The following is a 24,900-nucleotide window of genomic DNA, read 5'->3' on the forward strand; positions in this document are numbered from 1 at the left end:
GTCAGCGATGACGGTTGACGGCATGGACCGATTGAGTTCGGGGGTCATCCCCTACGCGAAGCTCGGCTACTACGACCCGGACTACGTGCCGAAGGACACCGACGTGCTGTGCGCGTTCCGCATCACCCCGCAGCCCGGAGTGGCGCCGGAGGAGGCGGCGGCGGCAGTCGCGGGCGAGTCGTCCACGGCGACGTGGACGGTGGTGTGGACCGACCGCCTGACGGCGTACGACCACTACCAGGCGAAGGCCTACCGGGTCGACGAGGTGCGCCCCGGCGAGTACATCGCCTACATCGCCTACGACATCGACCTGTTCGAGGAGGGGTCCATCCCCAACCTGACGTCCTCGATCATCGGCAACGTCTTCGGGTTCAAGGCCGTGCGGGCGCTGCGGCTGGAGGACATGCGCATCCCGCTCGCGTACGTCAAGACGTTCCAGGGGCCGCCGCACGGCATCGTGATGGAGCGGGAGATGCTCGGCAAGTACGGCAGGCCGCTGCTCGGCGCCACGATCAAGCCCAAGCTGGGACTGTCGGCGCGCAACTACGGGCGGGTCGTGTTCGACGCGCTCAGAGGCGGGCTCGACTTCACCAAGGACGACGAGAACATCAACTCCCAGCCGTTCATGCGCTGGCGCGACCGGTTCCAGTTCGTCACCGAGGCGGTCAACCGGGCCATGGAACGCACCGGTGAGGTCAAGGGCCACTACCTGAACTGCACCGCCGCCACCATGGAGCAGATGTACGAGCGAGCAGGCTTCGCCAAGGAGCTCGGCAGCCCGATCATCATGATCGACCTCACGGTCGGCTTCACCGCGATGGGGTCGATGGCCAGGTGGGCCAGGGACAACGGCGTGCTGCTGCACCTGCACCGCGCCGGGCACTCCACCTACACGCGGCAGAAGAACCACGGCGTCAGCTTCCGCGTCGTCGCCAAGTGGTCGCGGCTGCTCGGCGTCGACCACATCCACGCCGGGACCATCGTCGGCAAGCTCGAAGGCGACGCCGCGACGACCAAGGGCTACTACGCGACCTGCCGCGACTCCTTCACCCCCGTCTCCACCGGGTACGGCATCTACTTCGACCAGGACTGGGGCTCCATGCCCGGGGTCATGCCGGTCGCTTCCGGGGGCATCCACGCCGCGCAGATGCACGACCTGGTCCACCACCTGGGCGAGGACGTCGTCCTGCAGTTCGGCGGCGGCACCATCGGCCACCCGATGGGGGTCGCGGCCGGCGCCACCGGCAACCGGGTGGCGCTGGAGGCGGTCGTCAAGGCCCGCAACGAGGGCCGTGACCTCGCCACCGAGGGACCGGCCATCCTCAAGGAGGCGGCCAGGCAGTCGCCCGAGCTCGCCGCCGCGCTGTCCACCTGGGGAGACGTCGAGTTCGCCTACGAGTCCACCGACCGGCCTGACGGAGTGACGGCATGAGAGTGACCCAAGGAACCTTCTCCTACCTTCCCGACCTGTCCGACGAGGAGATCGTCGCCCAGATCGGCTACGCCATCGGGCAGGGCTGGGCGGTCGCGGTCGAGCACACCACCGACCCCCACCCGCGCAACGTCTACTGGGACATGTGGGCGCTGCCGCTGTTCGACCTCGCCGACCCCATGCCCGCGTTGCACCACGTCGTCTCCTGCCGTGCCGCCCATCCGTCCGGCTACGTGCGCGTGACCGCGTACGACGCCTCGCTGGGGCGTCAGACGACGGCGTTCTCCTTCATCGTCCAGCGCCCGGCGGTCGAGCCGTCCTTCACCCTCGACCGCACCGACGCCGGCCGTTTCACCCTGCGCTCGACGACCGGCTGACCGCTTCACCGGGGTCGTTCCACTCCCGGTCGTAGGCGTCCCAGTCGGAGTCGGTGGCGGCGAAGTCGGCGTACAAGGCGACGCCGAAGCGGGCCCGGGTGCCGCCGCCGAGGCCGAGCCGGACACCCTGGACGGCGGCGGCCACGGTCTCGGCGGAGGCGTGGTGGGTCCAGTTGTCGTCGTGGTAGGCGGGCAGTCCCATGAGCAGGTGGGTGCCGGGCGGGACTGCCGCCAGTGCCAGCTCGGTCTGCCGCCGGACATAGCCGCTGTAGAGGGCCTGGGTCGGCTGCGCGGTGTCGTAGCTCATCACCGCCACCTGGTCGACGCGGCGGGCCACCTCGGTCAGGTAGCCGGGCGTCCACCACTTGGCGTGCCCGAGCAGCAGGCCGCCGACCATGCTGACGCCGGGCAGCGGCTCGATGTGGTGGACCGACATCGACAGCAGGGCCCGGCCGCGGGGCAGGGCCGCACGGGTGCGGTCGAGCAGGTCGAGAAGCCCGGGGTCGCCGTCGGACACCGGCTCGAAGTTGTAGTGGATCCCGTCGAACCCCACGGCCAGCGCCTGCCCCGCCGACCGCACGACGGCGGCCCGTACGGCAGGCGACGACAGGTCGAGTTGGCCCTGGTCCACGCGCTGACCGAGCCACGCGTGCACGCGCAGGCCGGGCATGATGTCGTGGAGCGCGGTGATGGCCCAGGCGGCGCGGGGGTATAGGGCGGCGGGCAGGGTGCCGTCGTAGTTCAGCGGCCCCGTGTGGAGGTAGAGGTCGCGGATCCCGCTGCCCCGCAGCCGGATGGCCAGCGCCACCAGCTCGCGGTCTCCGTTGCGCCCGTCCACCCAGGCGTGTCCGAGCCACGCGGCGTCCTGGCCACGGGTGTGCGAGAGCGGCTTCGGAGCGCCGAGGCTGAGCAGGAAGAACGAGGCCCCGCCCGCTGTGAGGACCAGCAGAGGGATGGCCGCCAGGAGCACGAGCGTGACCCAGAGGCGAGGTGACCTTCTCTGCGGTGGCCCGTCCCGCTCGTCTCCTGCCGGGTCACCCTTGCCGCTCGCGACGTCCTCTGAGCCGCCCGCGGACGTGGTCACGAGCGACCGGTCGCTACAACGATCGTGGTAGTCAGCGTCCCGATCCCCCCGGCGTGGCGACGTTGGTGCGCCGAAAGGATATCCGCCCGGGGGCGGCCCGGGGGGCCGGTGAGGGGGTACTTGACCCATAGTTGGCCGGATGCTCCGGGGCGCCGCAGGCCGGCGCTCACGTCTTCCAGGGATCCGGTTACCGGGGGAGCAGGTCCAGCACGTGGAGCAGGGCGTCGGCGTGCTGCTCCAGCGTGTCGGCGCCGGGCGCCTCGTCGTACCGGGTGACGAGCATGCCGGTCTCGTCGATCTGCCACAGGGGGATGAGGCCGGCCAGCATCTCGTCCCTGATGTCCTGCGTGAGCAGGTGGATCGGCGCGCCCTCCTTGGGGTGGACGAGGAAGGCGCGGTCGAACGAGGCGTCCCCGGTGCCCTCGCCGCGTACCGGGATGAACAGGCCCCCGACCTTGGTCCGCCTTTCGAGGGAGATCGGCTCGGGGTGGCCGCCCGCCCGGACGAAACAGCGGGTGAGATCGTGAGTCGTGGTGCGGGTGTCGGTCTCCGACCGTCCGGCCGAGGAGTTGTAGGCGCTGGAGTCCTTCCGCTCCGTCCAGCGGTGCCAGCTGATCCAGATGTTCTCGCCGTCGCGTCGCGTGGTGAGCAGGAGCTGTGACCTGTCGGAATCCTTGGCGGCCGCGACCGAGGCCGGCAGCGCGTCCGCCGGGCCGGGCTCGTACCAGCCGTTCTCGGTGGCGCGGGTCAGGAACTCCTGCCGCCGGGAGCGTTCCCGCGTCCTGGACAGCATGGAGAACAGGAGCGCGACGCCGACGACCAGGGCGAACAGGGCGATGGACCCCAGCGGGCTCCCGTCACCCCCGCCGAAGCTCGGGGCCGCGGCCCATGAGGCGGTCATGGGCGCTTCTCACCGGCGAGGCACATGAGCGCTTCCCTCCCCAGGGGTAGGGCTCGGCAACGCGACATTCTGCCGCGCGGTTCCCAGTTTCGGCGGTGACCGCCGGGCTTGTCATCAATACGGTGGATCTGCCGCGGCCGGCGGGGTCGATGCCCCATGACGGCCTGACTACTGGCAGGCTCATCGTATGCGGATCGACCTGCACACCCACTCCACCGCCAGCGACGGCACCGACGCTCCGGACGCGTTGATGAGGGAGGCCGCCGAGGCCGGGCTGGACGTGGTGGCGCTGACCGATCACGACACGACCGCCGGGTGGCAGGCCGCCGCGAAGGCGCTGCCGCCGGGGCTGACGCTGGTGTGCGGGGCCGAGCTGTCGGGCCGGTGGTACGGAAGCGGGCCGTCGGTCGGGCTGCACCTGCTGGCCTACCTGTTCGACCCCGCGTACGAGCCGCTGGTGGCGGAGCTGGCCATGGTGCGCCGGTCGCGCGAGATCCGGGCCGAGAAGATCATCGCGCTGCTGAACGCGGACGGCATCGACATCACCGTTCCCGAGGTGAGCGGATACGCGGCGGGCGGCACGGCGGGACGTCCGCACATCGCCCGGGCCCTGATCAAGCGTGGTCTGGTCAAGACGGTCGACGAGGCGTTCGCCCCGGAATGGCTCGGACGCCGTTACCGGCTGCCGAAGACCGACATGGACGTGCTGACCGCGATCCGGCTGGTCGGCGAGGCCGGGGGAGTCTCGGTGCTGGCACATCCGAGGGCGGGAAGCCGCGGGCACATCGTGCCCGACCCGCTGATCGCCGATCTCACGGCGGCGGGGCTGTGGGGAGTGGAGGCCGACCATATGGACCACACGCCCGAGGACGCCCGGCACGTGCGCACGCTGGCCCGTGACCTCGGCCTTCGGATCACCGGCTCCAGCGACTACCACGGTGAGAACAAGACCGTCCGGCTCGGCGCCTTCACGACCGGCCCGCTCGTCTACGAGGAGCTTCTCTCCGCGACGACCGGCACCGCGCCCGTGCGGGGGTAGCCCACGCACGGGTCGGGTGCGCGTGGCGACGGCCCGGGGCTAGAGGGGTTCGCCGGGGATGGCCGCGTACTCCCGTCGCAGGGTGGCCAGGATCGGCTCGTCGACGGAGAGCCCGACCCCGTCGATGGACCGCACGGGCCGGGTCCCGGCGGCGGCGTTGGCGATGAAGGCGGAGGTCATCGTGGCCACGTCGTCGGCATCGATGTCAGAGGCGCCGACGGCGATGCCGGTGCGGTGCATGACGTCGTTCAGCAGGCGCATGGTCACGCCGTTGAGGCGGTTCGACTCCGGCCACAGGACGCGGCCGGCGCGGACGAAGCCGATGTTCCAGGTCGGGCCCTCGGTCACGCGCGACCGGCCGTCGACGAACAGCACGTCATCGTGGCCGCTCAGCTGGGCGAAACGCCGGTGCATGATGGGGCCGAACAGCCCCGAATGCTTCACCTCGGGCAGGTCGCGCTCGTAATGGACCACGCCGAGCGTGAGCGGCGGCAGATCGGCCGGGGCCGGTCGCGTGGTGACCAGGATCTCCGGACGCGCCTTGCCCCCCGGGCGGGCCATGTCGAGCTCCGGGTCGAACACGGTCACCCGCACGATCGTCGGCGACGGGCTCGCGGCCGCGGCGCGGCGCACCAGGTGGCGGACCCGGTCGAGGTCGAGGTCGACGCCGTGCAGGACCCGGCAGTCGCCGAGGAGCCGATCAAGATGGAGGGACAGGCCCCGGACGCGCAGGTCCTCTACCCGCATGGACGTGAAGTGGCCGTAGCCGTAGAGCGCGAGCGCGCCGAGCTCGGCGGGGGTGACGGGACGTCCGTTGAGCTCCATCATGCGGCCATCCTGGCAGCTCCACGGCCGCACCTTGGCACGCGAACCTGCTTGTTCGCCCCCAGCGTGAACGCGGCGCCGTCAGTATCCGGCGATGGGATCGATCACCCCGTCCAGGGGAAGGCCGGCGCCCAGCCGGCGGACGTTGTGCTCCACCCGCTCGCACAGCTTGCGCATGACGTAGTCGGCCGAATCGGCGCAGTGTGAGGTGATGAGGGCGCGCGGGTCGTGCCACAGCGGGTGGCCCTCGGGCAGCGGCTCGGGGTCGGTCACGTCCAGGCCCGCGGCGGAGATCGTTCCGGCGTCGAGCGCCTTGACCAGCGCTTCGGTGTCAATGTGCGCACCGCGCGCGACGTTCACGACGACGGCGTGGGCGGGAAGCAGCGCCAGCTCGGCCGCGCCGATGATACGCGTCGTCTCGGGGGTCAGCGCCAGGGCCAGCACCAGGACGTCGGTGCCGGGGAGGGTGGCGGCCAGGGCGGACGGCGGCAGCGTCTCGGCGGCCCCCTCCACCTTGTCCGCCCGGCGCCGGATGACCCGGACATGGCAGTCGAAGGGCCGCAGCAGCCGGACCAGCTTCTCCGCGATGCCGCCACCGCCCAGGATCGTGACGCTGAGCCCTTCCAGGGATCGGGGCTCCATCCGGAACCAGCCGGGCGTCCGCGCCTGGCGCGCGATGTTGCGCAGGCAGGTGAGGATCAGCATGAGGGCGTGCTCGCTGACCTGCCCGGCGAAGGACCCCTTCGCACAGGTGAAGACGGCGGGGTGCCGGAAGACCCCGGAGGCCGTGAACTTCTCGACCCCCGCCCACGGGAACTGCACCCACCGCAGGCCAGGATGGTCGTCGAGGGTCCGCTGGAGCAGCTCCGGCTCGCCGGGAATGAGCCATACGAGCCCGTTCGCCTCGGCCGGTGGGACGACGGCGCCGCCGCCGCGGGACACCGCCTCCTCGATGGCGGAGCGGAGGCGATCGAGGCGGACGTCGGGGGTACGCTCTGCGGCCGTTCCCGGCTCGGCGCCGGGGGCTATGGCGATACGGGCTTCCACGGCGCTCATTCTGCCGTGCCGCTCACACCGGGCCGGCGCCGCGCCTCTCACACCGGGCCGGCGCCGTGCCCTTCGTACCGGACCGGCGCCGTGCCCTTCGTACCGGACCGCGGTGGGCGCCGGGGCCGGCCGTCCGGTGGGCGCTTTTCTTCCCCACGCATGATCGGAGAAAGGTCTACACCAATTGCCGGTCACTCAATCACCGGTTAATCGCCAAGGATTGGTATATACCACGGCAGCCCCCCGGAGTTTCGCCGGAGTTCACTTCCCGTATCGAATGGATTAGACCGCTATATTGGGTTCTACCAGGGAAAACAGCATGCTGCGCCGAGTGTGACGTTTCCCCGGGTAAATCGTAGGTAGAGTCCCTCGGAACGAGGCGGAATCATACGCCATTGAAGTCGTTGAAGGAGCTCCAGTGCCCAAGTACGTATACGACTTCACCGAGGGCAACAAGGATCTCAAAGATCTCCTCGGTGGTAAGGGTGCCAATCTCGCGGAGATGACGAACCTGGGCCTTCCCGTGCCTCCGGGGTTCACCATCACGGCCGAAGCCTGCCGGCGCTACCTGGAGGACGGGGGCGTACCCGAAGGGCTCTCGGACGAAGTGGAAACCCACCTCGTGGCACTGGAGAAGGGGATGGGGAAGCGCCTCGGCGCCGCCGACGATCCCCTGCTGGTCAGCGTGCGCTCCGGCGCGAAGTACTCCATGCCCGGGATGATGGAGACCGTCCTCAACATCGGCCTCAACGACGAGTCCGTCCAGGGCCTGGCCAAGCAGGCGGGCGAGGAGCGCTTCGCCTGGGACTCCTACCGCAGGCTCATCCAGATGTTCGGCAAGACCGTGCTCGGCATCGACGGCGAGCTGTTCGAGGGCGCCATCGACGACGCCAAACGGCACAAGGGCGTCGACAGCGACCTGGACCTCGACGCGGCCGACTTCCAGCGCCTCGTGGAGACCTACAAGGGCATCGTCAGGGAGCAGACCGGCAGCGACTTCCCCTCCGACCCCCGCGAGCAGATGCGGCTCGCCGTGGAGGCGGTCTTCGAGTCGTGGAACGCCCCGCGCGCGATCATCTACCGCCGCCAGGAGCGCATCCCCACCGACCTCGGCACGGCGGTCAACATCGTCGCGATGGTCTTCGGCAACCTCGGCATGGAGTCGGGCACCGGCGTCGCCTTCACCCGGGACCCCGGCTCGGGCCAGCAGGGCGTGTACGGCGACTACCTGCAGAACGCCCAGGGCGAGGACGTGGTCGCGGGCATCCGCAACACGGTGCCGCTGCAGGAGCTGGAGCAGATCGACCCGGCGTCCTACCGCCAACTCCTCGACATCATGAAGACCCTGGAGAACCACTACCGCGACCTGTGCGACATCGAGTTCACGATCGAGCGCGGCAAGCTGTGGATGCTCCAGACCCGCGTGGGCAAGCGCACGGCGGCGGCGGCCTTCCGCATCGCCGTCCAGCTCGTGGACCAGGGCCTCATCGACCTCGATGAGGCCGTCTCCCGGGTGACCGGCGACCAGCTCGCCCAGCTCATGTTCCCCCGGTTCGACCTGAGCGCCGACCGGCGGCGGATCGCCAAGGGCATGAACGCCTCACCGGGCGCCGCCGTGGGCAAGGCCGTGTTCTCCTCCGAGTACGCCAAGGAGATGGCCGGCCGCGGCGAGGACGTCATCCTGGTCCGCCGCGAGACGACACCGGACGACCTCGTCGGAATGATCGCCGCGCAGGGCGTGCTGACCAGCAGGGGCGGCAAGACCTCGCACGCCGCGGTGGTGGCGCGCGGCATGGGCAAGACATGCGTGTGCGGCGCCGAGGAGCTCGAGGTGGACGCCCAGGAGAGGTGCTTCACCGCTCCGGACGGCGTGGTCGTCAACGAGGGCGACGTCATCTCGATCGACGGCACCACCGGCGAGGTGTACCTCGGAGAGGTGCCGGTCATGGCCTCGCCCGTGGTCGAGTACTTCGAGGGCACCGGCGACCGCGGGGACGAGCTTGTCGAGGCGGTGCACCGGATCATGAACCACGCGGACGAGCGCCGCCGGATGGAGGTGCGGGCCAACGCCGACAACCCCGACGACGCGGCCCGGGCCAGGAGGTTCGGCGCGCGGGGGATCGGCCTCTGCCGTACGGAGCACATGTTCCTGGGCGACCGGCGCCGGCTCGTCGAGGACCTGATCCTGGCGTCGTCGAAGGACGAGCGCCGCGCGGCGCTGGACGCGCTGGAGCCCCTGCAGAAGTCCGACTTCGCCGGCATCCTGGCGGCGATGGACGGGCTGCCGGTGACGATCCGCCTGATCGACCCGCCGCTGCACGAATTCCTCCCCGACCTCACCGCGCTCTCTGTGAAGATCGCGCTGGCCGGCGACACCGCCTCGTCCAGGGACCGCGGGCTCCTGGAGGCCGTCAAGCGGCTGCACGAGCAGAACCCGATGCTGGGCCTGCGCGGCGTACGGCTCGGGCTGGTGATCCCGGGCCTGTTCGCCATGCAGGTGCGGGCCATCGCCGAGGCGGTCGCCGAACGGCGCGCGGCCGGGGGAGACCCCCGGGCCGAGATCATGATCCCGCTCGTCAGCGCGGTGCAGGAGCTGGAAGGTGTACGCGACGAGGCCGAGCGCATCCTGGCGGAGGTGGGGGTCGAGGCGCTGATCGGCACCATGATCGAGGTGCCCCGCGCGGCCCTCACCGCCGGGCAGATCGCCGAGGCCGCCGATTTCTTCTCCTTCGGCACCAACGACCTCACCCAGATGACCTGGGGCTTCTCCCGTGACGACGTCGAGGCGGCGTTCTTCTCCCGCTATCTCGACCTGGGGATCTTCGGGGTGTCCCCGTTCGAGACCCTCGACCGGAGCGGGGTGGGGCGGCTGATGACCATCGCCGTCGAGGAGGGCCGCGCGACCCGTCCCGGCATCAAGCTGGGCATCTGCGGCGAGCACGGCGGTGACCCGGAGTCGGTGCACTTCTGCCACGAGATCGGCCTGGACTACGTCTCCTGCTCGCCGTTCCGCGTCCCGGTCGCCCGCCTGGAGGCGGGCCGCGCGGCGCTGGTATCCGCGGAGCCGGAGAGCCGCTGACCCCGCTGTGGGCCGGCCGGTCTCCGTGGGACGACGACGACGTCGCCCTCCGGAGGCCGGCCCGGGAGAAGGGGGTCCGCCTGTCCCGCGTAGGGGATCGTAGGGGCCGCTTGACCTGCGAAGAGACCAGAGGCTCGTCTGACATTGGGAGTTTCCCGCATGTTTGTCATGGGTGGGCCTTGGCGGGGGTAGCATCCCGCTACCGATGAGAGGCTATGAAGAGTTCGATCAGGCCAGGTGGGTGCCGGAACTTCCCGGCAACCCTCAGCGCAGCGCGTTCGAGCGCGACCGGGCGCGGGTGCTGCACAGCGCGGCCCTGCGGCGGCTGGCGGCCAAGACCCAGGTGGTCGGGCCGGGGGACATCCCCGACCACGGCCGCCACATCCCCCGCACCCGGCTGACCCATTCCCTCGAGTGCGCCCAGATCGGCAGGGAGATGGGCCAGGCGCTCGGCTGCGACCCCGATCTGGTGGAGACGGCCTGCCTGTCCCACGACCTGGGCCATCCACCCTTCGGGCACAACGGCGAGACGGCGCTCAACGAGCTGGCGGCCCGGTGCGGGGGCTTCGAGGGCAACGCGCAGAGCCTCCGGCTGCTGACCCGCCTGGAGGCCAAGGTCCTCACCGACGACGGCCGCAGCGCCGGCCTCAACCTCACCCGCGCGACGCTCGACTCGGCGCTGAAGTATCCCTGGACCTCGGCCGACGGGGCCAAGTTCGGCGTCTACCCCGACGACATGCCCGTCTTCGAATGGATCAGGGACGGGGTGCCGGCCGGCCGGGTCAGCTTCGAGGCCCAGGTCATGGACTGGTCCGACGACGTGGCGTACTCCGTGCACGACCTGGAGGACGCCCTGCACTCCGGGCACGTCACGCTCGAGCTGCTGCGCGACCCGGAGGAGCGGCGCGATGTGTGCGAGCGCACCCTCAAGTCGTACGCCGCCGACACCTGCATCTCCGAGCTGGAGGAGACCCTCACCCGCCTGATCGCCGAGCCGCTCTGGCCGTCGCGCTTCGAGGGCACCATGGCCGACCTGGTGGCACTCAAGTCGTTCACCAGCGCGCTGATCGGGCGCTTCTGCCTGTCCGCTCAGGCGGCCACCCTGGAGGCGTACGGCCCAGGGTTCACCCGCCACGCCGCCGACCTGCTCGTGCCAAGGGTGAGCCGCCTCGAGTGCGCGCTGCTCAAGGGGGTCACGGCGCACTACGTGATGTCCAGGGACGACCACCACGCCAACCAGGCGCGGCAGCGCGAGCTGATCGCGGAGCTGGCCTCGATGATCATGCTGGGCGCCCCGGGAACGCTGGAGCCGGCCCTGCGGGCCGCCTTCACCGAGGCGAGCGACGACGCGGCCCGGTTGCGCGTGGTCATCGACCAGATCGCCTCGCTCACCGACGTCTCCGCCGTCGCCCTGCACCGCGGGCTCGGCGCCCGCACCCGCTAGCCGGTGTCGACTTCCGGCTCGCCGGACTGGGACGGTATGGGGCGCTGGGGCTTCTTCACGGGCTTCGACTTGCACAGCGTGCGGCAGCGCGGTGTCGCGCCGACGCCGGCCCGGACGGCGGCCACCTGCTGTGCGGGGGAGAGCGTGGGGTTGCCGTGCAGCCACGCGTCCAGGTAGCTCCAGGGGTCGACCATGCCGCGGCGTACCCACCAGTACCTGGACGAGGTGGGCCAGGAGACGGCGAAGTACAGGTTGGAGCCCGCGCCCTTGGCGTTGCCCGAATCGCCGATGCGCCCGAGCACCTGGCCCGCGCTCACCGGGACCCCGGCCCGGATGCCCGGCGCGACCGCGTCGAGATGGCCGCCGAAGTAGCGCACGCCGTCCGCGCCGACGATGGACACGAACCGGCCCTCGCGGTCGGCGCCGTGGTCGGTGGAGGACTTCCAGCGGTTCCTCGCGTTCACCTCGTGGACGACGCCGCTGACAGGGGCCACGAAGGGACAGCCCTTCCCGGCCCAGATCGTGGTCTTCGGAAGGACCAGTTGCTTGCGGGCATAGGTGACCCGGCACCCGCGCACGGGGAAGACGTAGCTGAACTTCGACAGGCGGGGCGGGGGCATCCGCACCGGATCGTCCCCGGGCGGAGCCTTCACGGCCGCCGTGGTCGGTGAGGCGCTCGGCTTGAGCGTGGCCGCGTCGATCTCGGCCCGCCGCTCACCGGGCGACGCGCTGGGCGTCGCCGACACGCTGAGCGTCGCCGAGGGCTCGGCCGAGGAGGACGCGCCCGCCGTCGCGCCCGGAGTAGGGGCGGGTGGCAGCGTGCTGATGCCGGGGACTCCGCCAGGGGCGGCGCAGGCGGCGGTGACCAGCACCGACGCGGCAATGGCGGCAAGTCGCCCCGATCGCATGATCTCCACCCGCTTGACGTTACCGAAAATGAGCGTTTCCTTTGTAACCGACCTTCCATGACCACCACGACCTATTCGCGGAAAATCACCCACCATGTACGGCTCTCGCCTCAGGCTGTCGGCGGTGAGCCGTAGACTCACGGCGTGGCAGGGCGGATCAGTGACGAGGACATCGCGCTCGTGCGGGAGCGCTCATCGATCGCCGAGGTCGTAGGCGAGCATATCCAGCTGCGCAACGCGGGCGGCGGCAACCTCAAGGGCCTGTGCCCCTTCCACGAGGAGAAGTCTCCCTCGTTCAACGTGACCCCCTCCCGCGGCTACTGGTACTGCTTCGGCTGCGCCGAGGGCGGCGACGTCATCACGTTCGTCCGCAAGCTGGAGCATCTGACCTTCACCGAGGCGATCGAGCGGCTCGCGCAGCGCGCCGGCATCCAGCTCCGCTACGAGCAGGGCGGCTACGTCCCCGGGCGCGAGCACGGCGAGCGCAGCCGCCTGATCGAGGCCCACAAGGCCGCCGCGGAGTTCTACGCGTCCCTGCTGTCGGAGGCCGAGGCGGCGCCGGGCCGCCAGTTCCTGTCGGAGCGCGGGTTCGAGCGCGTCGACGCCGAGCACTTCGGGGTGGGGTACGCCCCGGCCGAGTGGGACCGCCTCGCCCGCCACCTGCTGGCCCGGGGGTTCAGCGCGAACGAGCTGATCAAGGGCGGGCTCGCCAGGGAAGGGCGCCGCGGGCCGGTCGACCGGTTCCGCGGCCGGCTGGTCTGGCCGATCCGCGACATCACCAGCGAGGTGATCGGGTTCGGCGCGCGCAAGCTCCTCGACAGCGACGACGGCCCCAAGTACCTGAACACCCCCGACAGCCCCATCTACAAGAAGAGCAGCGTCCTCTACGGCATCGACCTGGCCAAGCGCGAGATCTCCAAGCGCTCCCAGGCCGTCGTCGTCGAGGGCTACACCGATGTCATGGCCTGCCACCTCGCCGGAGTGCCCACCGCCGTCGCCACCTGCGGCACCTCCTTCGGCGAGGAGCACATCAAGGTCCTGCGGCGGCTCCTGCTCGACCAGGCGGAGTTCCGCGGCGAGGTCGTCTTCACCTTCGACGGCGACTCCGCCGGGCAGAAGGCCGCGCTGCGGGCCTTCGCCGACGAGCAGAAGTTCGTCACCCAGACCTTCGTCGCCGTTCAGCCCGACGGGCTCGATCCGTGCGACCTGCGAGTCAAACAGGGCGACGGCGCGGTGCGCGACCTGATCGCCAGCCGCGAGCCGCTCTTCGCGTTCGCCATCCGCAGCGTCATCTCCCGGTACGAGCTCACCTCCAACGAAGGCCGCCTGGCCGCGCTCGACGCCGCCGCGCCCCTGGTCGCCGGCATCAAGGACGAGGCGCTGCGCGACCGCTACGCCGTCGACCTCGACCGCTGGCTCGGCTTCCTCGACGAGCAACTGGTGCGGCGGCGCGTCCACGAGGTCTCCGGGCGCTCCTCCACGTCCCGCCAGGGTGGGCCCGAGCGGGCCTCCAGGCGGCCCGCGGTGGCGCGCCCGGCCGATCCGGCCGACCCCGCGGTGCGCATCGAGTCCGAGGCGCTCAAGCTCGCGGTGCAGCGCCCCGCGCTGATGGGTCCTGAGTTCGACGCCCTCGGGTCCCAGGCGTTCACCGTGCCGGAGCACGTCGCGCTGTACGAGCTCATCCTGGCCGCCGGAGGCACGGTCACGGGGGGCCCCGGCGGGCGCGGCTGGGTCGACATGCTGCTCCAGGCCACCGACGACGAGGGCCTGAAGGCGCTGGCGACCAGGTTCGCGGTCGAGCCCGTACGCGCCGACCTGGAGGGCGAGGAGCGCTACGGCGCGGCCGTGCTGGCCCGGCTGGCGGAGATCGCGGTGACGCGGGCGCTCACCCAGATCAAGGCCAAGATGGAGCGGCTCAACCCCGTTGAGCAGCAGCAGGACTACAACCGTCTCTTCGGCGAACTGGTGGCGCTCGAACAACAACGGCGCGTCTTAAGAGAACGCGCCGTCGGGGCGTAAGTAACTTTACTTTCCGCTGATCACAGTCGCCAAACTTTTGTTTGATATCGATTCGGTAATGCCGTTCGCCTTACCTTCGGTGACAAAAATAGGCCTGCCCTTTTCCGGTGCCTATACCGCAGACTATGTCCCGTGGGTGCATCGGTGCTGCCAAGCGGACCGCCATCGGTAGACCAGGTGGCGGATCTCGTCGTGAAAGGAAGGGAGCGCGGGAGCGTCACCGTCGACGACGTGGCCGCCGCGCTCGACCGATCCGAGTTGCCGGCCGACGCGCTGGAACGCGTCGTGCGGATGCTCGCGGAAAAGGGTGTGGAGGTGCTCGAGCCTCAGGGCGAGGACGACACCGTCCGCCCTGATGAGGAGGATGTCGGCAAGCGGGCGCCGACCAGCGATCTCGTCCGCATCTACCTCCGGGAGATCGGCCGGGTGCCGCTGCTGACGGCCGAGGAGGAGGTGGAGCTCGCCAAGGCCATCGAGGCCGGCCTGTTCGCCGAGGACAAGCTGTGCGACATCGGCCTGAGACTGGCCAAGCCCGAGTTCGAGGAGCTGGTCTGGGAAGGCGTCCGGGCCAAGCAACGGCTCATCGAGGCCAACCTGCGGCTCGTGGTGTCGATCGCGAAACGCTATGTCGGCCGCGGAATGCTCTTCCTCGATCTCATCCAGGAGGGCAACCTGGGTCTCATCCGGGCGGTCGAGAAATTCGACTACACCAAGGGATATAAGTTCTCGACGTATGCCACGTGGTGGATTCGCCAGGCGATCACCCGGGCGATCGCGGACCAGGCGCGGACGATTCGAATTCCCGTGCACATGGTGGAGACGATCAACAAGTTGGTCCGGGTGCAGCGGCAGCTCCATCAGGATCTCGGCCGGGAGCCCGCTCCCGAGGAGATCGCGCTGGAGATGGACCTGCCCGTGGACCGCGTGGTGGAGATCCAGCGCATCGCCCAGGAGCCGGTTTCACTGCAGTCGCCGATCGGCGAGGAGGACTCCGACCTCGGTGACTTCATCGAGGACGCCGACGCCGTGGTGCCGATCGAGGCGGCCGCCTTCATCATGCTGCAGGACCAGCTCGACGACATCCTGGCCACCCTCTCCGACCGGGAGCAGCGGATCATCCAGCTTCGCTTCGGCCTGTCCGACGGCCACCCGAGGACGCTGGAGGAGGTCGGCAGGGAGTTCGGCGTGACGCGCGAGCGCATCCGGCAGATCGAGTCCAAGACGCTGGCCAAGCTGCGCCACCCGACGCGCGCGCAGATGCTGCGCGACTATCTCGACTGAGCCGGCCCATGCCCGGTCCACGGCCCGTCGGCCACGGGCCGTGGACCGGGTCAAGGGAAGGAGGAAGGCGGGGACAGCGTTCCCGTCCCTGAGGGGAGGCGACGGCGTCCCCTCCCTGACGGCGAGGGTCTCCTGCCGATGATCTGATGGACGCGCGGTCCGCGTTCGACGACGCCGCGCTCGAACGGTCCGCGATGGACGTGCTCGACGCGAACTGGACGGGCTCTGCCACCGTGCCCGCGGTGGGCCGCTATCCCCACCAGTGGAGCTGGGATTCCGCCTTCGTGGCCATCGGGCTGGCCCGCCGCCGCTGGTCCCGCGCCTGCGCCGAGCTCCTGCACCTGTTCGCCGCCCAGTGGAGCACCGGAATGGTGCCGCACATCGTCTTCGACCGGGCCACCGGCGAGGCGTACTACCCCGGCCCCTCGCTGTGGCGGTCGGGCGACTGCTCCGCGGCCCCGCACGGGGTGCTCACCTCCGGGCTCGTCCAGCCGCCGCTCCAGGCCTGCGCCGTGTGGTGGATCTGGCGGTACGCCGCCGACCGCGACGACGCCCTCGGGTTCGTACGGCGGGCCTGGCCCAGCCTGGTCGCCCAGCACGACTATCTGACGTCCGTGCGCGACCTCGGCGGCGGCGGCCTGGCGGCGATCGTCCACCCGTGGGAGTCGGGCCTGGACGACAGCCCGGTGTGGGACGCCCCGCTGGCAGCGCTTCCTGTGGTGCGCTACGCCTACGCGCTGGACGAATGGCAGTCCGACAGCCACCACGATCGCTACGTGTGGCTCGCCGTGCGCTACCGCGACTCCGGCTACGCCGCGGGCTACCTGCGGGACGAGCATCCGTTCGCGGTCGAGGACCCGATGTTCAACGGGATCTGGCTGGCCTCGTGCATGGCGCTGGCCGGCCTCGCGGACGTCATCGGGGCCGACCACACGCCCTTCCACGAGTCGGCCGACCGCATACGACGGGCCTTGATCGACCGCCTGTGGAACGGGGCCTTCTACGCTCGTGACCTGCGGGCGGGGCATCTCATCCCGATCCGCACGGTCGGCGGGTTCGGCCCGCTGCTGGACCCGGGGATGCCGGCCGCGATCGTCACCGTCCTCATCCAGTCGCTGGAGTCGCGCTTCCTCGGGCCCAGCGGTTACCCCGTGCCGAGTTGCGAGGTTCGGGCGCTGGAGTTCGACCGGTCGACGTACTGGCGTGGGCCGTCGTGGGTGAACACCAACTGGCTGCTCTGGCAGGCGGCGGTCCTGCACGGGCTGGAGGGCCTGGAGTCGATGCTGGCGGCGAGCACCCTGCGCCTCGTACGGCAGGCCGGGTTCCGAGAGTGCTTCGACCCCTTCGACGGGATGGGGCGGGGCTGCCGGGACTTCTCGTGGTCGGCCGCCCTCACCCTCGACCTGCTCGCCAGGTAGCTTTCACCCCATGCGATTCCCTTGGAGCTCCCGGAACATCGCCGCCGAGGCCGGCGTCACGCTGGAGCCGGGCGAACGGGTGCTGGTCCACGCCCGGACGCCCGATGGCGGGTACGTCATGGCCACCGAGCGCGCTCTGCGCCTGCCGGGCGAGGAGCCCTTGCCGTGGCACCGGATCGACCGGGCGCTGTGGGACGACGAGGGCCTGCGCGTCGTGGCCACCGACGGCACCGAATGGCGGATGGCGCTGCCCGACCCCGGCCGTCTGCCCGAGGCCGTGCGGGAGCGGGTGACCTCCTCGATCCTGGCGAACCAGTATGTGCGCCTCGGCGACCTCGGGGGAGTACGCCTGGTGGCGCGCCGGGTGCCCGGTCAGGACGCGGCCGAGTGGGACCTCGTCTTCGACCGGGGCCTGGACTCCGCCGATCCCGGCGTGCGGGCGGCGGCCGAGCAGGCTCTGGAGGAGCTGCGGCGCAACCTCGGCGTCTGAGGCCGGGCTCAACGACAGGGCAGCCCACGTGTGAGGATCCACGTGGGCTGCCCTTGGCCTGGCGTCTGTCAGGTGACGCGGTCCATCTCGGTGTCCGGCCAGCCGGTGCCGGTGTCGTCCTTGACGACCTGCCAGCCGTTCCTGTGGAGGAAGGGCACCCGGTCGCCGAGCACGTCGCCGAGCTTGTGCCTGGTGACCTCGGCGGCCTTGGAAGCCCGGGCTCCGGCGACGCCCGCCGCCTGCTGGACCATGGGGTTGTCCGCCACTCGCTGTGTCACTCGCTTGATCTGCTCGTAGCGCTCCCGGCCGGCCCGGCTGCCGAGGACGTAGCCGACGGCCAGGCCCACGGCGAACGTGAATCGATATCTCATCTTCTACCTCCGCGTGCCGCTGGCATCCCCTGCTCTTCGCCTCCCCTACCCCGGTAGCGCACGGTTATGGTCCCGATGGGCCGCCGGTTCTGCGAGACGGCACGCAATGGCCGTTTCGATCGGACCCGCAAGGCATCTGGGTGCGACACGCACCCCTCGGAATGCGCTAATCTGGTTCCGCGTCGCAAAGAAGGGCCAACACCCTTCCGCCCGGCGCGAGCCGATCCCGTGTAGCTCAATCGGCAGAGCAGCCGGCTGTTAACCGGCAGGTTATAGGTTCGAGTCCTATCGCGGGAGCCACGCTCACAGCCCCAGGGGATCCCCTGGGGCTGTCGTCGTCTCCGGGCTCTTCGAAATCCGTCTTAGATATGGCGGGACAAATCACAGACGATGGCCGAAGATGTGGGTCTGCCGTGCTTCGTGTCACTCCGGTTACGTGTCGGCGCTAACGGTAACCACGTTCGCGTAGAGGCGAAGGCCCGGCTGCCGCGGATCATGCAATCGCAGCGGGGAGGGCCGCTGCGCGCAGGGCGCCGCACCGCCCGGAAACGGTGACGACGCTCGTGAGCGAAGTGTGGCGGTTGTCACATGCTGGCGTGGTTGAGAGTGCGACGTCGGGTCTCGTGTCCGGTCCCATCGGCGGGACCGGGCACGGCTGAGAGGGAGGAGCCGCCCGGGGACACGGTGGCGCACGCGGTTCGCCGGAAGGGGGCCGGCATCGGTCCCGTCGACCCCGCGGAGGCGGAAGGCTTCCTGCGGATGTTCTATACGGAGAACCCCTCGGCCGGGCCGGTCGAGCCACGGCTGCGCCAGGTGATGGCCCAGATCGCGCAGTACGGGACCTACACCCACACCGACGGGGAGCTGGCCTTCGGCGCCAGGGTCGCCTGGCGTAACAGCAACCGGTGCATCGGACGCCTGTACTGGCGGTCGCTGCGGGTTCGGGACCATCGCTCCGTCGACACCGCCGAGGGGGTGGCGCTGGAGTGCGTCGAGCATCTGCGGGAGGCCACCGGGTCGGGACGGATACGTCCCACGATCACGGTCTTCGCCCAGGACCGGCCGGGACGTCCTGGCCCCCGGATCTGGAACGAGCAGCTCATCCGGTACGCGGGGTACCACGGGCCGGACGGGGTCGTCGTGGCGGGGGACGCGCGTAACGCGGACTTCACCGACAGGGTCCGCCGCTTGGGCTGGACGGGCGGCTCGGGCGCGGACTTCGACGTGCTCCCGATGGTCATCGAGGCGGCGGGCAAGCCACCGCTGCTCGCGGCCATTCCCGGGGACGCGGTCCTCGAGGTGCCGCTGGAGCACCCGGAGTACCCATGGTTCGCCGATCTCGGCCTGCGCTGGCACGCCGTGCCCGCGATCTCCAACATGTGCCTGGAGATCGGCGGGGTCTGCTACCCCTGCGCGCCGTTCAACGGGTGGTACATGGGGACCGAGATCGGCGCGCGGAACCTGGCGGACGAGGATCGCTACAACCGGCTGCGCGTGGTCGCGGAGCTGCTCGGCCTGGACACCTCCAGCGACCGCACGCTCTGGAAGGACCACGCGCTGGTCGAGCTCAACGTCGCCGTGCTGCACTCGTTCGGGCAGGCGGGTGTCACGATCACCGACCACCACACCGAGTCGCGCCGTTTCATGTCCCATCTGGAGCGTGAGGAGCGTTCCGGGCGGATCTGCCCCGCCGACTGGTCGTGGATCGTTCCGCCGCTCTCGGGCTCCCTCACGCCGGTCTTCCATCGTTACTACGACGACGTGCGACTGTCGCCGTCGTTCGTCCATCATCCGCGCGCCGGCGAGTACGACGGGTGACGGCCGGTCCCTTCACGGCGAATCTGGTGTAGAACGTTATTCTGTAGCGGTCTCTCCTGGAGGTGCCATGTCCGAGCTCGTGCTGTCGTCGCTGGACCACGGCGTGCTGACGCTGACGTTCAACCGGCCCGATCGGCTGAACGCCTGGGTCGACGCCATGGGGCGGCGCTACTTCGACCTGCTGGAGCAGGCCGAACGCGACCCCGAAGTCCGCGTGATCGTGGTCACCGGCGCGGGAAAGGGGTTCTGCGCCGGAGCGGACTTCCAGACGCTCAGCGCCCTCCAGGACGGTTCCTACGACGAGGAGCCGGACAAGCGGCCCAACACCCACCCCACGACGATCGGCAAGCCGGTCATCGCGGCGGTCAACGGCGCCTGCGCGGGGCTCGGGATGGTGCACGCGCTGGTGTGCGACCTGGTGTTCACCGCCGCCGAGGCCAAGTGGACCACGGCCTTCGCCCGGCGCGGCCTGGTGGCCGAGTACGGCCTCGCGTGGATCCTGCCCAAGCTCATCGGCCAGGCCAGAGCCATGGACCTCCTGCTCTCCGGCCGGACGTTCACCGGCGCCGAGGCCGGCGAGCTGGGCCTGGTGAGCCGCGTGGTGCCGGGGGACCGGCTGCTGGAGGAGACGGTGGCCTACGCCCGGGAGCTCGCGGTGCACAGCTCGCCCGCTTCCATGGCCGTGATCAAGCGTCAGATCTGGGGCGACTGGGAGAAGTCGCTCGACGACTCCGCGGCCGCCGCCGTACGGCTGATGATGGAGTCGTTCGGGCGGCCGGACTTCGCGGAGGGCGTGGCGAGCTTCCTGGAGCGCCGTCCGCCCGCGTTTCCGCCGTTGAGCTAGGTAACTTTCCCGCTGCTCGCGTGGTATCTGCCTGTTCCTCCCGGCCTCCGGAGAGGGGATGCCGCGGGTTCACCTGATCACCCCCCCTGCGTTGGCCAAGGGGCCCAACATGGTGTTGAATGGGAGCGGTTGTAGTGGAGGTTCGTTAACGTGTAGCAGCGCCTGCGGAGTTCTTACAGCGGGCGTTCCACCGTGCGAAGCCAGAGTGCTTTCAAGGGGCGGTCGGTCGCTAAACAACCCGGGGATCCACACCCGTGGACCTTGTAGATCGTCTCATTAGGAGATCAGTTTCATGGCTCAGGGAACCGTCAAGTGGTTCAACGCCGAAAAGGGCTTCGGTTTCATCGCTCCCGATGACGGCAGTGCGGACGTCTTCGTCCACTACTCCGCCATCGACTCCAGCGGCTACCGCAGCCTCGAGGAGAACCAGCGCGTCGACTACCAGACGACGCGTGGCCCGAAGGGCCCCCAGGCGGAGCAGGTTCGCCCGCTCTAAGATCAAGGGTCGCAAGGCCTCAGCATCAAGGGGCCGCAAGGCTCTCGTGAAGGCGGCACTGCCGCCTTCACCCCAAGGACGCAGGACGGGGCGGTTCGCGGTAACCGCGGGCCGCCCCGGCGTCCATCGATTGGAGGTCCTCGATGGACCTGTCCATAACGGTCCGCGCGGATACGGCCCTGTGCCGCGTCAGCGGGGATGTCGATATCTCGTGCTCTCCCGTGCTGCGTGCGCGGCTTCTCGCCGCTCTTGAACCGCCGCGCGCCCGTCTGATCCTGGACCTGTCGGAAGTCACGTTCATGGACGCCAGCGGGCTGGGAGCGCTCATGGCCGCTCGTCGCCGTTCACTGCTTCTTGGTGGCGGTGTGCGTCTGGTGGCCCCCTCATCTCCCGTACGCCGAGTCCTCGAGGCGAGCGGGCTCCATTCCCGGTTCCCTGTGGAGGTGGGCATGGCTTCTCGCCAAGCGGCCGTGGCCTCCGCCAGACCGAACTCGGAGTCCGTACAGCTCACCTCATAGTGAAGGCCGTACGACTGTAGAAGCTCGACCGAAGCGGCGCCCTTTTCCGGTTCATCCGGGTAGAGGGCGCCGTTTCGCGTGGTCGGACGTGGCATGGCGCGCTAGCCCAGGCGGCGGGCTCCGGGGCCCGGGGTGGCGGGGAGGAAGCGGGGAGCGGCCCAGCCGCGCTCGTCGTAGGCCTGCTCCACCTCCTCCCGCACTCGCTCGACCCGGTCGTCGGCCACGAGGGCGATCGCGGAGCCGCCGAACCCGCCTCCGGTCATGCGGGCGCCGCGGGCCCCCCCGCGTACGGCGGCCTCGACCGCGACGTCGAGCTCGGGGCAGGACACCTCGTACTGATCGCGCAACGAGAGGTGCGAAGCGTTCAGCAGGGCGCCGATCTCGCGCACGGCGCCCGCGCGCAGCAGCCCGATCAGCGCCTCCACCCGGTGGTTCTCGGTCACGACGTGCTGGACGCGCTTGCGCTCGTCGCCGTCGAGCTTGGACAAAGCTCCCGCCAGGTCGGTGACGTCGCGCAGCGACGTCACCCCCAGCCGCTTCGCGGCGCTCTCGCAGTCGTGGCGGCGGCGGGCGTACTGCCCGTCGGCGAGCTCGTGGTGGATGCCGGTGTCGATGATCAGGGTCTGCAGCCCGTCGGCCGACAGGTCGAACGGGACGGCGCGAGTGGCGAGGCTGCGGCAGTCCATGAACAGCGCGTGACCCTCCTTGCTGAGCGCGGAGGCGGCCTGGTCCATGATGCCGCAGGGCATGCCGACGAAGTCGTTCTCCGCCTTCTGCGAGAGGAGGGCGAGGTCGAGCCGGCTCAGCCCAAGGTCGTACAGGTCGTTGAGGGCCAGCGCGACGGCCACCTCCAGGGCGGCGCTGGAGGACAGCCCCGCGCCCTGCGGCACGTCACCGTCGATCACCAGATCGGCGCCCCGCACGGCATGGCCCGCCTGCCGCAACGCCCAGAAGACGCCCACGACATAGCGGACCCACCCCTCGGCCTCGCCGTACTCCTTGATCACCTGGGGCTCGCCGGGACAGCGCCCGGCGGTCTGCAGGGACAGCAGCGCGATGGTGTCGTCGTCGCGCCGGCTCACGGCGGCCGTGACCCCCCAGGGCACCGCGAAGGGCAGCACGAAGCCATCGTTGTAGTCGGTGTGCTCCCCGATCAGGTTGACGCGTCCGGGCGCGTGCCAGGCGCCCTCGGGCTCGTGACCAAATGCCGCGTGGAAGGCATCGACAGCACGCATGACAGCGGTCTCCTCGTGTTCGGGGTCCGTCGTAGCCTACCGATCCGCCCCGCCCTCCTCGCATGCCAAGCTGGGGTTGTGGACAACGCCGAGACGGTTCTCGGGGGGTTGCGACTGCGGCTGCCGAGCCCTCTGGAAGAGCTGCGCGACGACCGGCTCGGCGGCGTCCGGCTGTTCCTCAAGCGCGACGACCTGATCCACCCAGAGCTGCCGGGCAACAAGTGGCGCAAGCTCAAGTACAACCTGGCCGAGGCCGACAGCCAGGAGAAGTCCACCCTGCTGACGTTCGGCGGCGCCTACTCCAACCACATCCGGGCCACCGCCGCCGCGGGATACCACTTCGGGTTCGCGACCATCGGCGTCATCCGCGGTGAGGAGCACCTGCCGCTCAACCCCTCTCTGGCCTACGCCGTGTCGCGCGGCATGCGGCTCGTCTACCTCGACCGGGCCACGTACCGGGCGAAGGACCGGCCGGAGGTGATCTCCCGGCTGCGTGCCGAATGGGGTGACTTCTACCTGGTGCCCGAAGGCGGCAGCAACGCGTACGCGGTCCGGGGGTGCGCCGAGCTGCCCGTCGAGATCGAGGCCCGGTTCGGCGCCCAGGCCGATGATCTGAATGGCCGGCCGCTCCCTCGCGGACCCGGCGGTCACGGGTTCGACGTGATCTGTTGCCCGTGCGGTACGGGAGGCACCCTCGCGGGCATCGCCGCCGGTCTGTCCGGGGGCGGCCGGGCCATCGGCTTCCCGGTGCTGAAGGGCGGAGGGTTCCTGGCCGAAGAGGTGAGGCGGTTGCAGCAGGAGGCATTCGGGGTGTCCTGGTCGAACTGGACCCTCGAATGCGGCTTCCATTTCGGCGGCTACGCCAAGACCACCAAGGGGCTTCTCGCCTTCGTCGAGGACTTCGCGGTACGGCATGACCTCCTGCTGGACCGGATATATGTGGCGAAGATGATGTATGGGATCTTCGACCTGGTGGACCGAGGAAACTTTCCGCGTGGCACGCGGATCGTCGCGGTCATCACCGGTGGACCGGGGCCTGAGCAAGCCTTCCGCGGGCTAGCATGATCTTCCGGAACGAGCCAGGGGATCTTTCATGACAAAGCGAGCTTTGGTGCTTGGTGGAGGCGGGGTCGCGGGAATTGCCTGGGAGACGGGTGTCCTCGCCGGGCTGGCAGACGGCGGCGTCGACTGCCGCTCGGCCGACAAGATCGTCGGAACGTCCGCAGGGGCGACCGTCGCCGCGCAGGTGACCAGCGGCGTGCCGCTCGACGAGCTGTACCGGCGCCAGGCCGACCCGGTCCTGCAGAACAAGGAGCTGCCGAGCGGGATCTCGATCGAGGAGCTGGTTTCCTCCTTCGAAGCGCTCTACGAGCGGACCCAGGACCTCGCACAGGTCCGGCGGGAGGTCGGCGAGCTGGCTCTCGCGGCCAACACGGTCCCCGAGCCCGTACGGCGGGAGGTGGTCGCCAACCGCCTTCCCCGACATGAATGGCCCGAGGCCGACATCGCCCTGGTGGCCGTGGACACCGCGACCGGCGAGCACCGCGTCTTCGACCGGTCATCCGGCGTCGACCTCGTCGACGCGGTCGCGGCCAGCTGTGCCGTGCCCGGTGTGTGGCCTCCGGTCACCATCGGCCCCGACCGGTACATGGACGGCGGCGTCCGATCGGGGGTCAACGCCGATCTGGCGGCCGGGTTCGACCGCGTTCTGGTGCTCGCGCCCCTGGAGGACCCGCAGCTCGTGGGGCAGGTGGAGTCGCTCGCCGCCGGTGGGGAAGTGGAAGTGATCATCCCGGACAAGGCGTCGGTCGCCGCCATGGGAGCCGACCCGCTGGACCCCGCCGTTCGCACGCCTTCGGCCGAGGCCGGCTACGAGCAGGGCAAGATGATCGCCGACCGGCTCGTCACCTTCTGGACCTGAGCCACGGGCGGCCGGTCGTACGCGTCCCGTGAGCCGCGTGGCGAGGAGCTCCTGCGGGCGCTCATGAGCGGTTTCGCTGACATGGTCACCCGCCAGAAGTTGCAAGCAGGTGTAAGGGAGCGCAAACCTTCCATAAATTCCGGGCTATATGGAAGGTTCGGTGGATGCGGTGCGCCATGGTCGCGTGCCAGGTCAGAGCCCTATGGGCGGGAGCGTGGTGCCGGTCTTGAGATGAACCGCCGGGGCCTGCCCGCCCACAGCCCTGTCGCCACAGGCACGGTTGGACCGCTCCTGAGGTAGTTCCCGTTTCATCCGAAGCCGCCAGAATGTAAGCGGCTTGCAGCCATCCGACC

At 70.1% G+C, this 24,900-nt stretch carries 22 protein-coding genes and 1 tRNA gene; 16 read left to right on the forward strand and 7 right to left on the reverse strand.

What is annotated here, in order from left to right; genetic code table 11:
• Positions 1-22 precede the first annotated feature (22 nt).
• Entirely contained in the window at positions 23-1,432 is a 1,410-nt protein-coding gene (locus ABD810_RS18770; protein WP_344941430.1) for a ribulose-bisphosphate carboxylase large subunit, read from the forward strand.
• Positions 1,429-1,809, forward strand: coding sequence for a ribulose bisphosphate carboxylase small subunit (locus ABD810_RS18775; protein ID WP_344941436.1), 381 nt, complete (start codon positions 1,429-1,431; stop codon positions 1,807-1,809). The genes ABD810_RS18770 and ABD810_RS18775 overlap by 4 nt, the downstream gene beginning before the upstream one ends.
• On the opposite strand, the gene ABD810_RS18780 is transcribed toward ABD810_RS18775, so the two are convergent.
• Together ABD810_RS18780 and ABD810_RS18785 are read right to left on the reverse strand one after the other, a co-directional pair.
• On the reverse strand, positions 1,784-2,893 hold the full coding sequence (locus tag ABD810_RS18780; RefSeq protein ID WP_344941442.1) for a glycoside hydrolase family 18 protein: 1,110 nt from the start codon (positions 2,891-2,893) through the stop codon (positions 1,784-1,786). The genes ABD810_RS18775 and ABD810_RS18780 overlap by 26 nt on opposite strands.
• Before the next feature lie 187 nt (positions 2,894-3,080).
• Positions 3,081-3,794: a hypothetical protein gene (locus ABD810_RS18785; RefSeq protein ID WP_344941445.1), complete on the reverse strand. Its 714-nt coding sequence runs from the start codon at positions 3,792-3,794 to the stop codon at positions 3,081-3,083.
• Positions 3,795-3,981: 187 nt separating this feature from the next.
• Here ABD810_RS18785 and ABD810_RS18790 point away from each other — a divergent pair, with 187 nt between their 5' ends.
• Positions 3,982-4,833, forward strand: a complete 852-nt coding sequence (locus ABD810_RS18790; protein WP_344941448.1) for a PHP domain-containing protein — start codon at positions 3,982-3,984, stop codon at positions 4,831-4,833.
• A gap of 39 nt (positions 4,834-4,872) precedes the next feature.
• On the opposite strand, the gene ABD810_RS18795 is transcribed toward ABD810_RS18790, so the two are convergent.
• Together ABD810_RS18795 and ABD810_RS18800 are read right to left on the reverse strand one after the other, a co-directional pair.
• Entirely contained in the window at positions 4,873-5,658 is a 786-nt protein-coding gene (locus ABD810_RS18795; protein WP_344941996.1) for an aminotransferase class IV, read from the reverse strand.
• A gap of 81 nt (positions 5,659-5,739) precedes the next feature.
• Positions 5,740-6,705, reverse strand: coding sequence for a D-isomer specific 2-hydroxyacid dehydrogenase family protein (locus ABD810_RS18800; protein WP_344941451.1), 966 nt, complete (start codon positions 6,703-6,705; stop codon positions 5,740-5,742).
• A gap of 418 nt (positions 6,706-7,123) precedes the next feature.
• On the opposite strand from ABD810_RS18800, the gene ppdK reads away from it, so the two are divergent.
• Together ppdK and ABD810_RS18810 are read left to right on the forward strand one after the other, a co-directional pair.
• Positions 7,124-9,784: a pyruvate, phosphate dikinase gene (ppdK, locus tag ABD810_RS18805; protein ID WP_344941453.1), complete on the forward strand. Its 2,661-nt coding sequence runs from the start codon at positions 7,124-7,126 to the stop codon at positions 9,782-9,784.
• A gap of 205 nt (positions 9,785-9,989) precedes the next feature.
• Positions 9,990-11,228 (forward strand): deoxyguanosinetriphosphate triphosphohydrolase, encoded by a 1,239-nt coding sequence (locus tag ABD810_RS18810; protein WP_344941455.1) that lies wholly within the window; start codon positions 9,990-9,992, stop codon positions 11,226-11,228.
• Here the strand turns inward: ABD810_RS18810 and ABD810_RS18815 are convergent.
• On the reverse strand, positions 11,225-12,136 hold the full coding sequence (locus ABD810_RS18815; RefSeq protein WP_344941458.1) for a M23 family metallopeptidase: 912 nt from the start codon (positions 12,134-12,136) through the stop codon (positions 11,225-11,227). The two genes, ABD810_RS18810 and ABD810_RS18815, sit on opposite strands and share 4 nt — an antisense overlap.
• Before the next feature lie 144 nt (positions 12,137-12,280).
• Here ABD810_RS18815 and dnaG point away from each other — a divergent pair, with 144 nt between their 5' ends.
• The 4 genes from dnaG to ABD810_RS18835 all read left to right on the forward strand — a co-directional run bounded on the left by dnaG (position 12,281) and on the right by ABD810_RS18835 (position 17,344).
• A complete protein-coding gene (gene dnaG, locus ABD810_RS18820) occupies positions 12,281-14,155 on the forward strand; it encodes a DNA primase (RefSeq protein WP_344941461.1) in 1,875 nt (624 codons plus the stop codon).
• 144 nt (positions 14,156-14,299) lie between these two features.
• On the forward strand, positions 14,300-15,436 hold the full coding sequence (gene rpoD, locus ABD810_RS18825; RefSeq protein WP_344941464.1) for an RNA polymerase sigma factor RpoD: 1,137 nt from the start codon (positions 14,300-14,302) through the stop codon (positions 15,434-15,436).
• A 146-nt stretch (positions 15,437-15,582) separates the two neighbouring features.
• The gene (locus ABD810_RS18830; protein ID WP_344941467.1) at positions 15,583-16,854 is read left to right on the forward strand and encodes an MGH1-like glycoside hydrolase domain-containing protein; all 1,272 of its coding nucleotides are present in this window, start codon (positions 15,583-15,585) and stop codon (positions 16,852-16,854) included.
• 10 nt (positions 16,855-16,864) lie between these two features.
• A complete protein-coding gene (locus tag ABD810_RS18835; protein WP_344941470.1) occupies positions 16,865-17,344 on the forward strand; it encodes a hypothetical protein in 480 nt (159 codons plus the stop codon).
• 68 nt (positions 17,345-17,412) lie between these two features.
• Here ABD810_RS18835 and ABD810_RS18840 read toward each other — a convergent pair whose 3' ends face one another.
• Positions 17,413-17,715: a YtxH domain-containing protein gene (locus ABD810_RS18840; protein WP_344941473.1), complete on the reverse strand. Its 303-nt coding sequence runs from the start codon at positions 17,713-17,715 to the stop codon at positions 17,413-17,415.
• 224 nt (positions 17,716-17,939) lie between these two features.
• Between ABD810_RS18840 and ABD810_RS18845 the strand changes: the two genes are divergently transcribed.
• The 5 genes from ABD810_RS18845 (at position 17,940) to ABD810_RS41045 (ending at position 21,391) form a co-directional block, all read left to right on the forward strand.
• Positions 17,940-18,015 (forward strand) — tRNA-Asn (locus ABD810_RS18845).
• Positions 18,016-18,399: 384 nt separating this feature from the next.
• The gene (locus tag ABD810_RS18850; RefSeq protein WP_344941478.1) at positions 18,400-19,533 is read left to right on the forward strand and encodes a nitric oxide synthase oxygenase; all 1,134 of its coding nucleotides are present in this window, start codon (positions 18,400-18,402) and stop codon (positions 19,531-19,533) included.
• Positions 19,534-19,600: 67 nt separating this feature from the next.
• The gene (locus ABD810_RS18855) at positions 19,601-20,377 is read left to right on the forward strand and encodes an enoyl-CoA hydratase (protein ID WP_344941481.1); all 777 of its coding nucleotides are present in this window, start codon (positions 19,601-19,603) and stop codon (positions 20,375-20,377) included.
• Positions 20,378-20,669: 292 nt separating this feature from the next.
• Positions 20,670-20,873, forward strand: coding sequence for a cold-shock protein (locus ABD810_RS18860; protein ID WP_248964071.1), 204 nt, complete (start codon positions 20,670-20,672; stop codon positions 20,871-20,873).
• A 143-nt stretch (positions 20,874-21,016) separates the two neighbouring features.
• Positions 21,017-21,391, forward strand: coding sequence for an STAS domain-containing protein (locus tag ABD810_RS41045; protein ID WP_425566914.1), 375 nt, complete (start codon positions 21,017-21,019; stop codon positions 21,389-21,391).
• Positions 21,392-21,492: 101 nt separating this feature from the next.
• Here ABD810_RS41045 and galK read toward each other — a convergent pair whose 3' ends face one another.
• Positions 21,493-22,626 (reverse strand): galactokinase, encoded by a 1,134-nt coding sequence (gene galK / locus ABD810_RS18865; protein ID WP_344941486.1) that lies wholly within the window; start codon positions 22,624-22,626, stop codon positions 21,493-21,495.
• Between the two features lie 78 nt (positions 22,627-22,704).
• Between galK and ABD810_RS18870 the strand changes: the two genes are divergently transcribed.
• Both ABD810_RS18870 and ABD810_RS18875 read left to right on the forward strand, forming a co-directional pair.
• Positions 22,705-23,691, forward strand: a complete 987-nt coding sequence (locus ABD810_RS18870; RefSeq protein WP_344941491.1) for a 1-aminocyclopropane-1-carboxylate deaminase/D-cysteine desulfhydrase — start codon at positions 22,705-22,707, stop codon at positions 23,689-23,691.
• A 28-nt stretch (positions 23,692-23,719) separates the two neighbouring features.
• Positions 23,720-24,547 (forward strand): patatin-like phospholipase family protein, encoded by an 828-nt coding sequence (locus ABD810_RS18875; protein WP_344941494.1) that lies wholly within the window; start codon positions 23,720-23,722, stop codon positions 24,545-24,547.
• Positions 24,548-24,900 lie beyond the last annotated feature (353 nt).

It is taken from the genome of Sphaerisporangium flaviroseum (assembly GCF_039537005.1).
Taxonomy (GTDB): domain Bacteria; phylum Actinomycetota; class Actinomycetes; order Streptosporangiales; family Streptosporangiaceae; genus Sphaerisporangium; species Sphaerisporangium flaviroseum.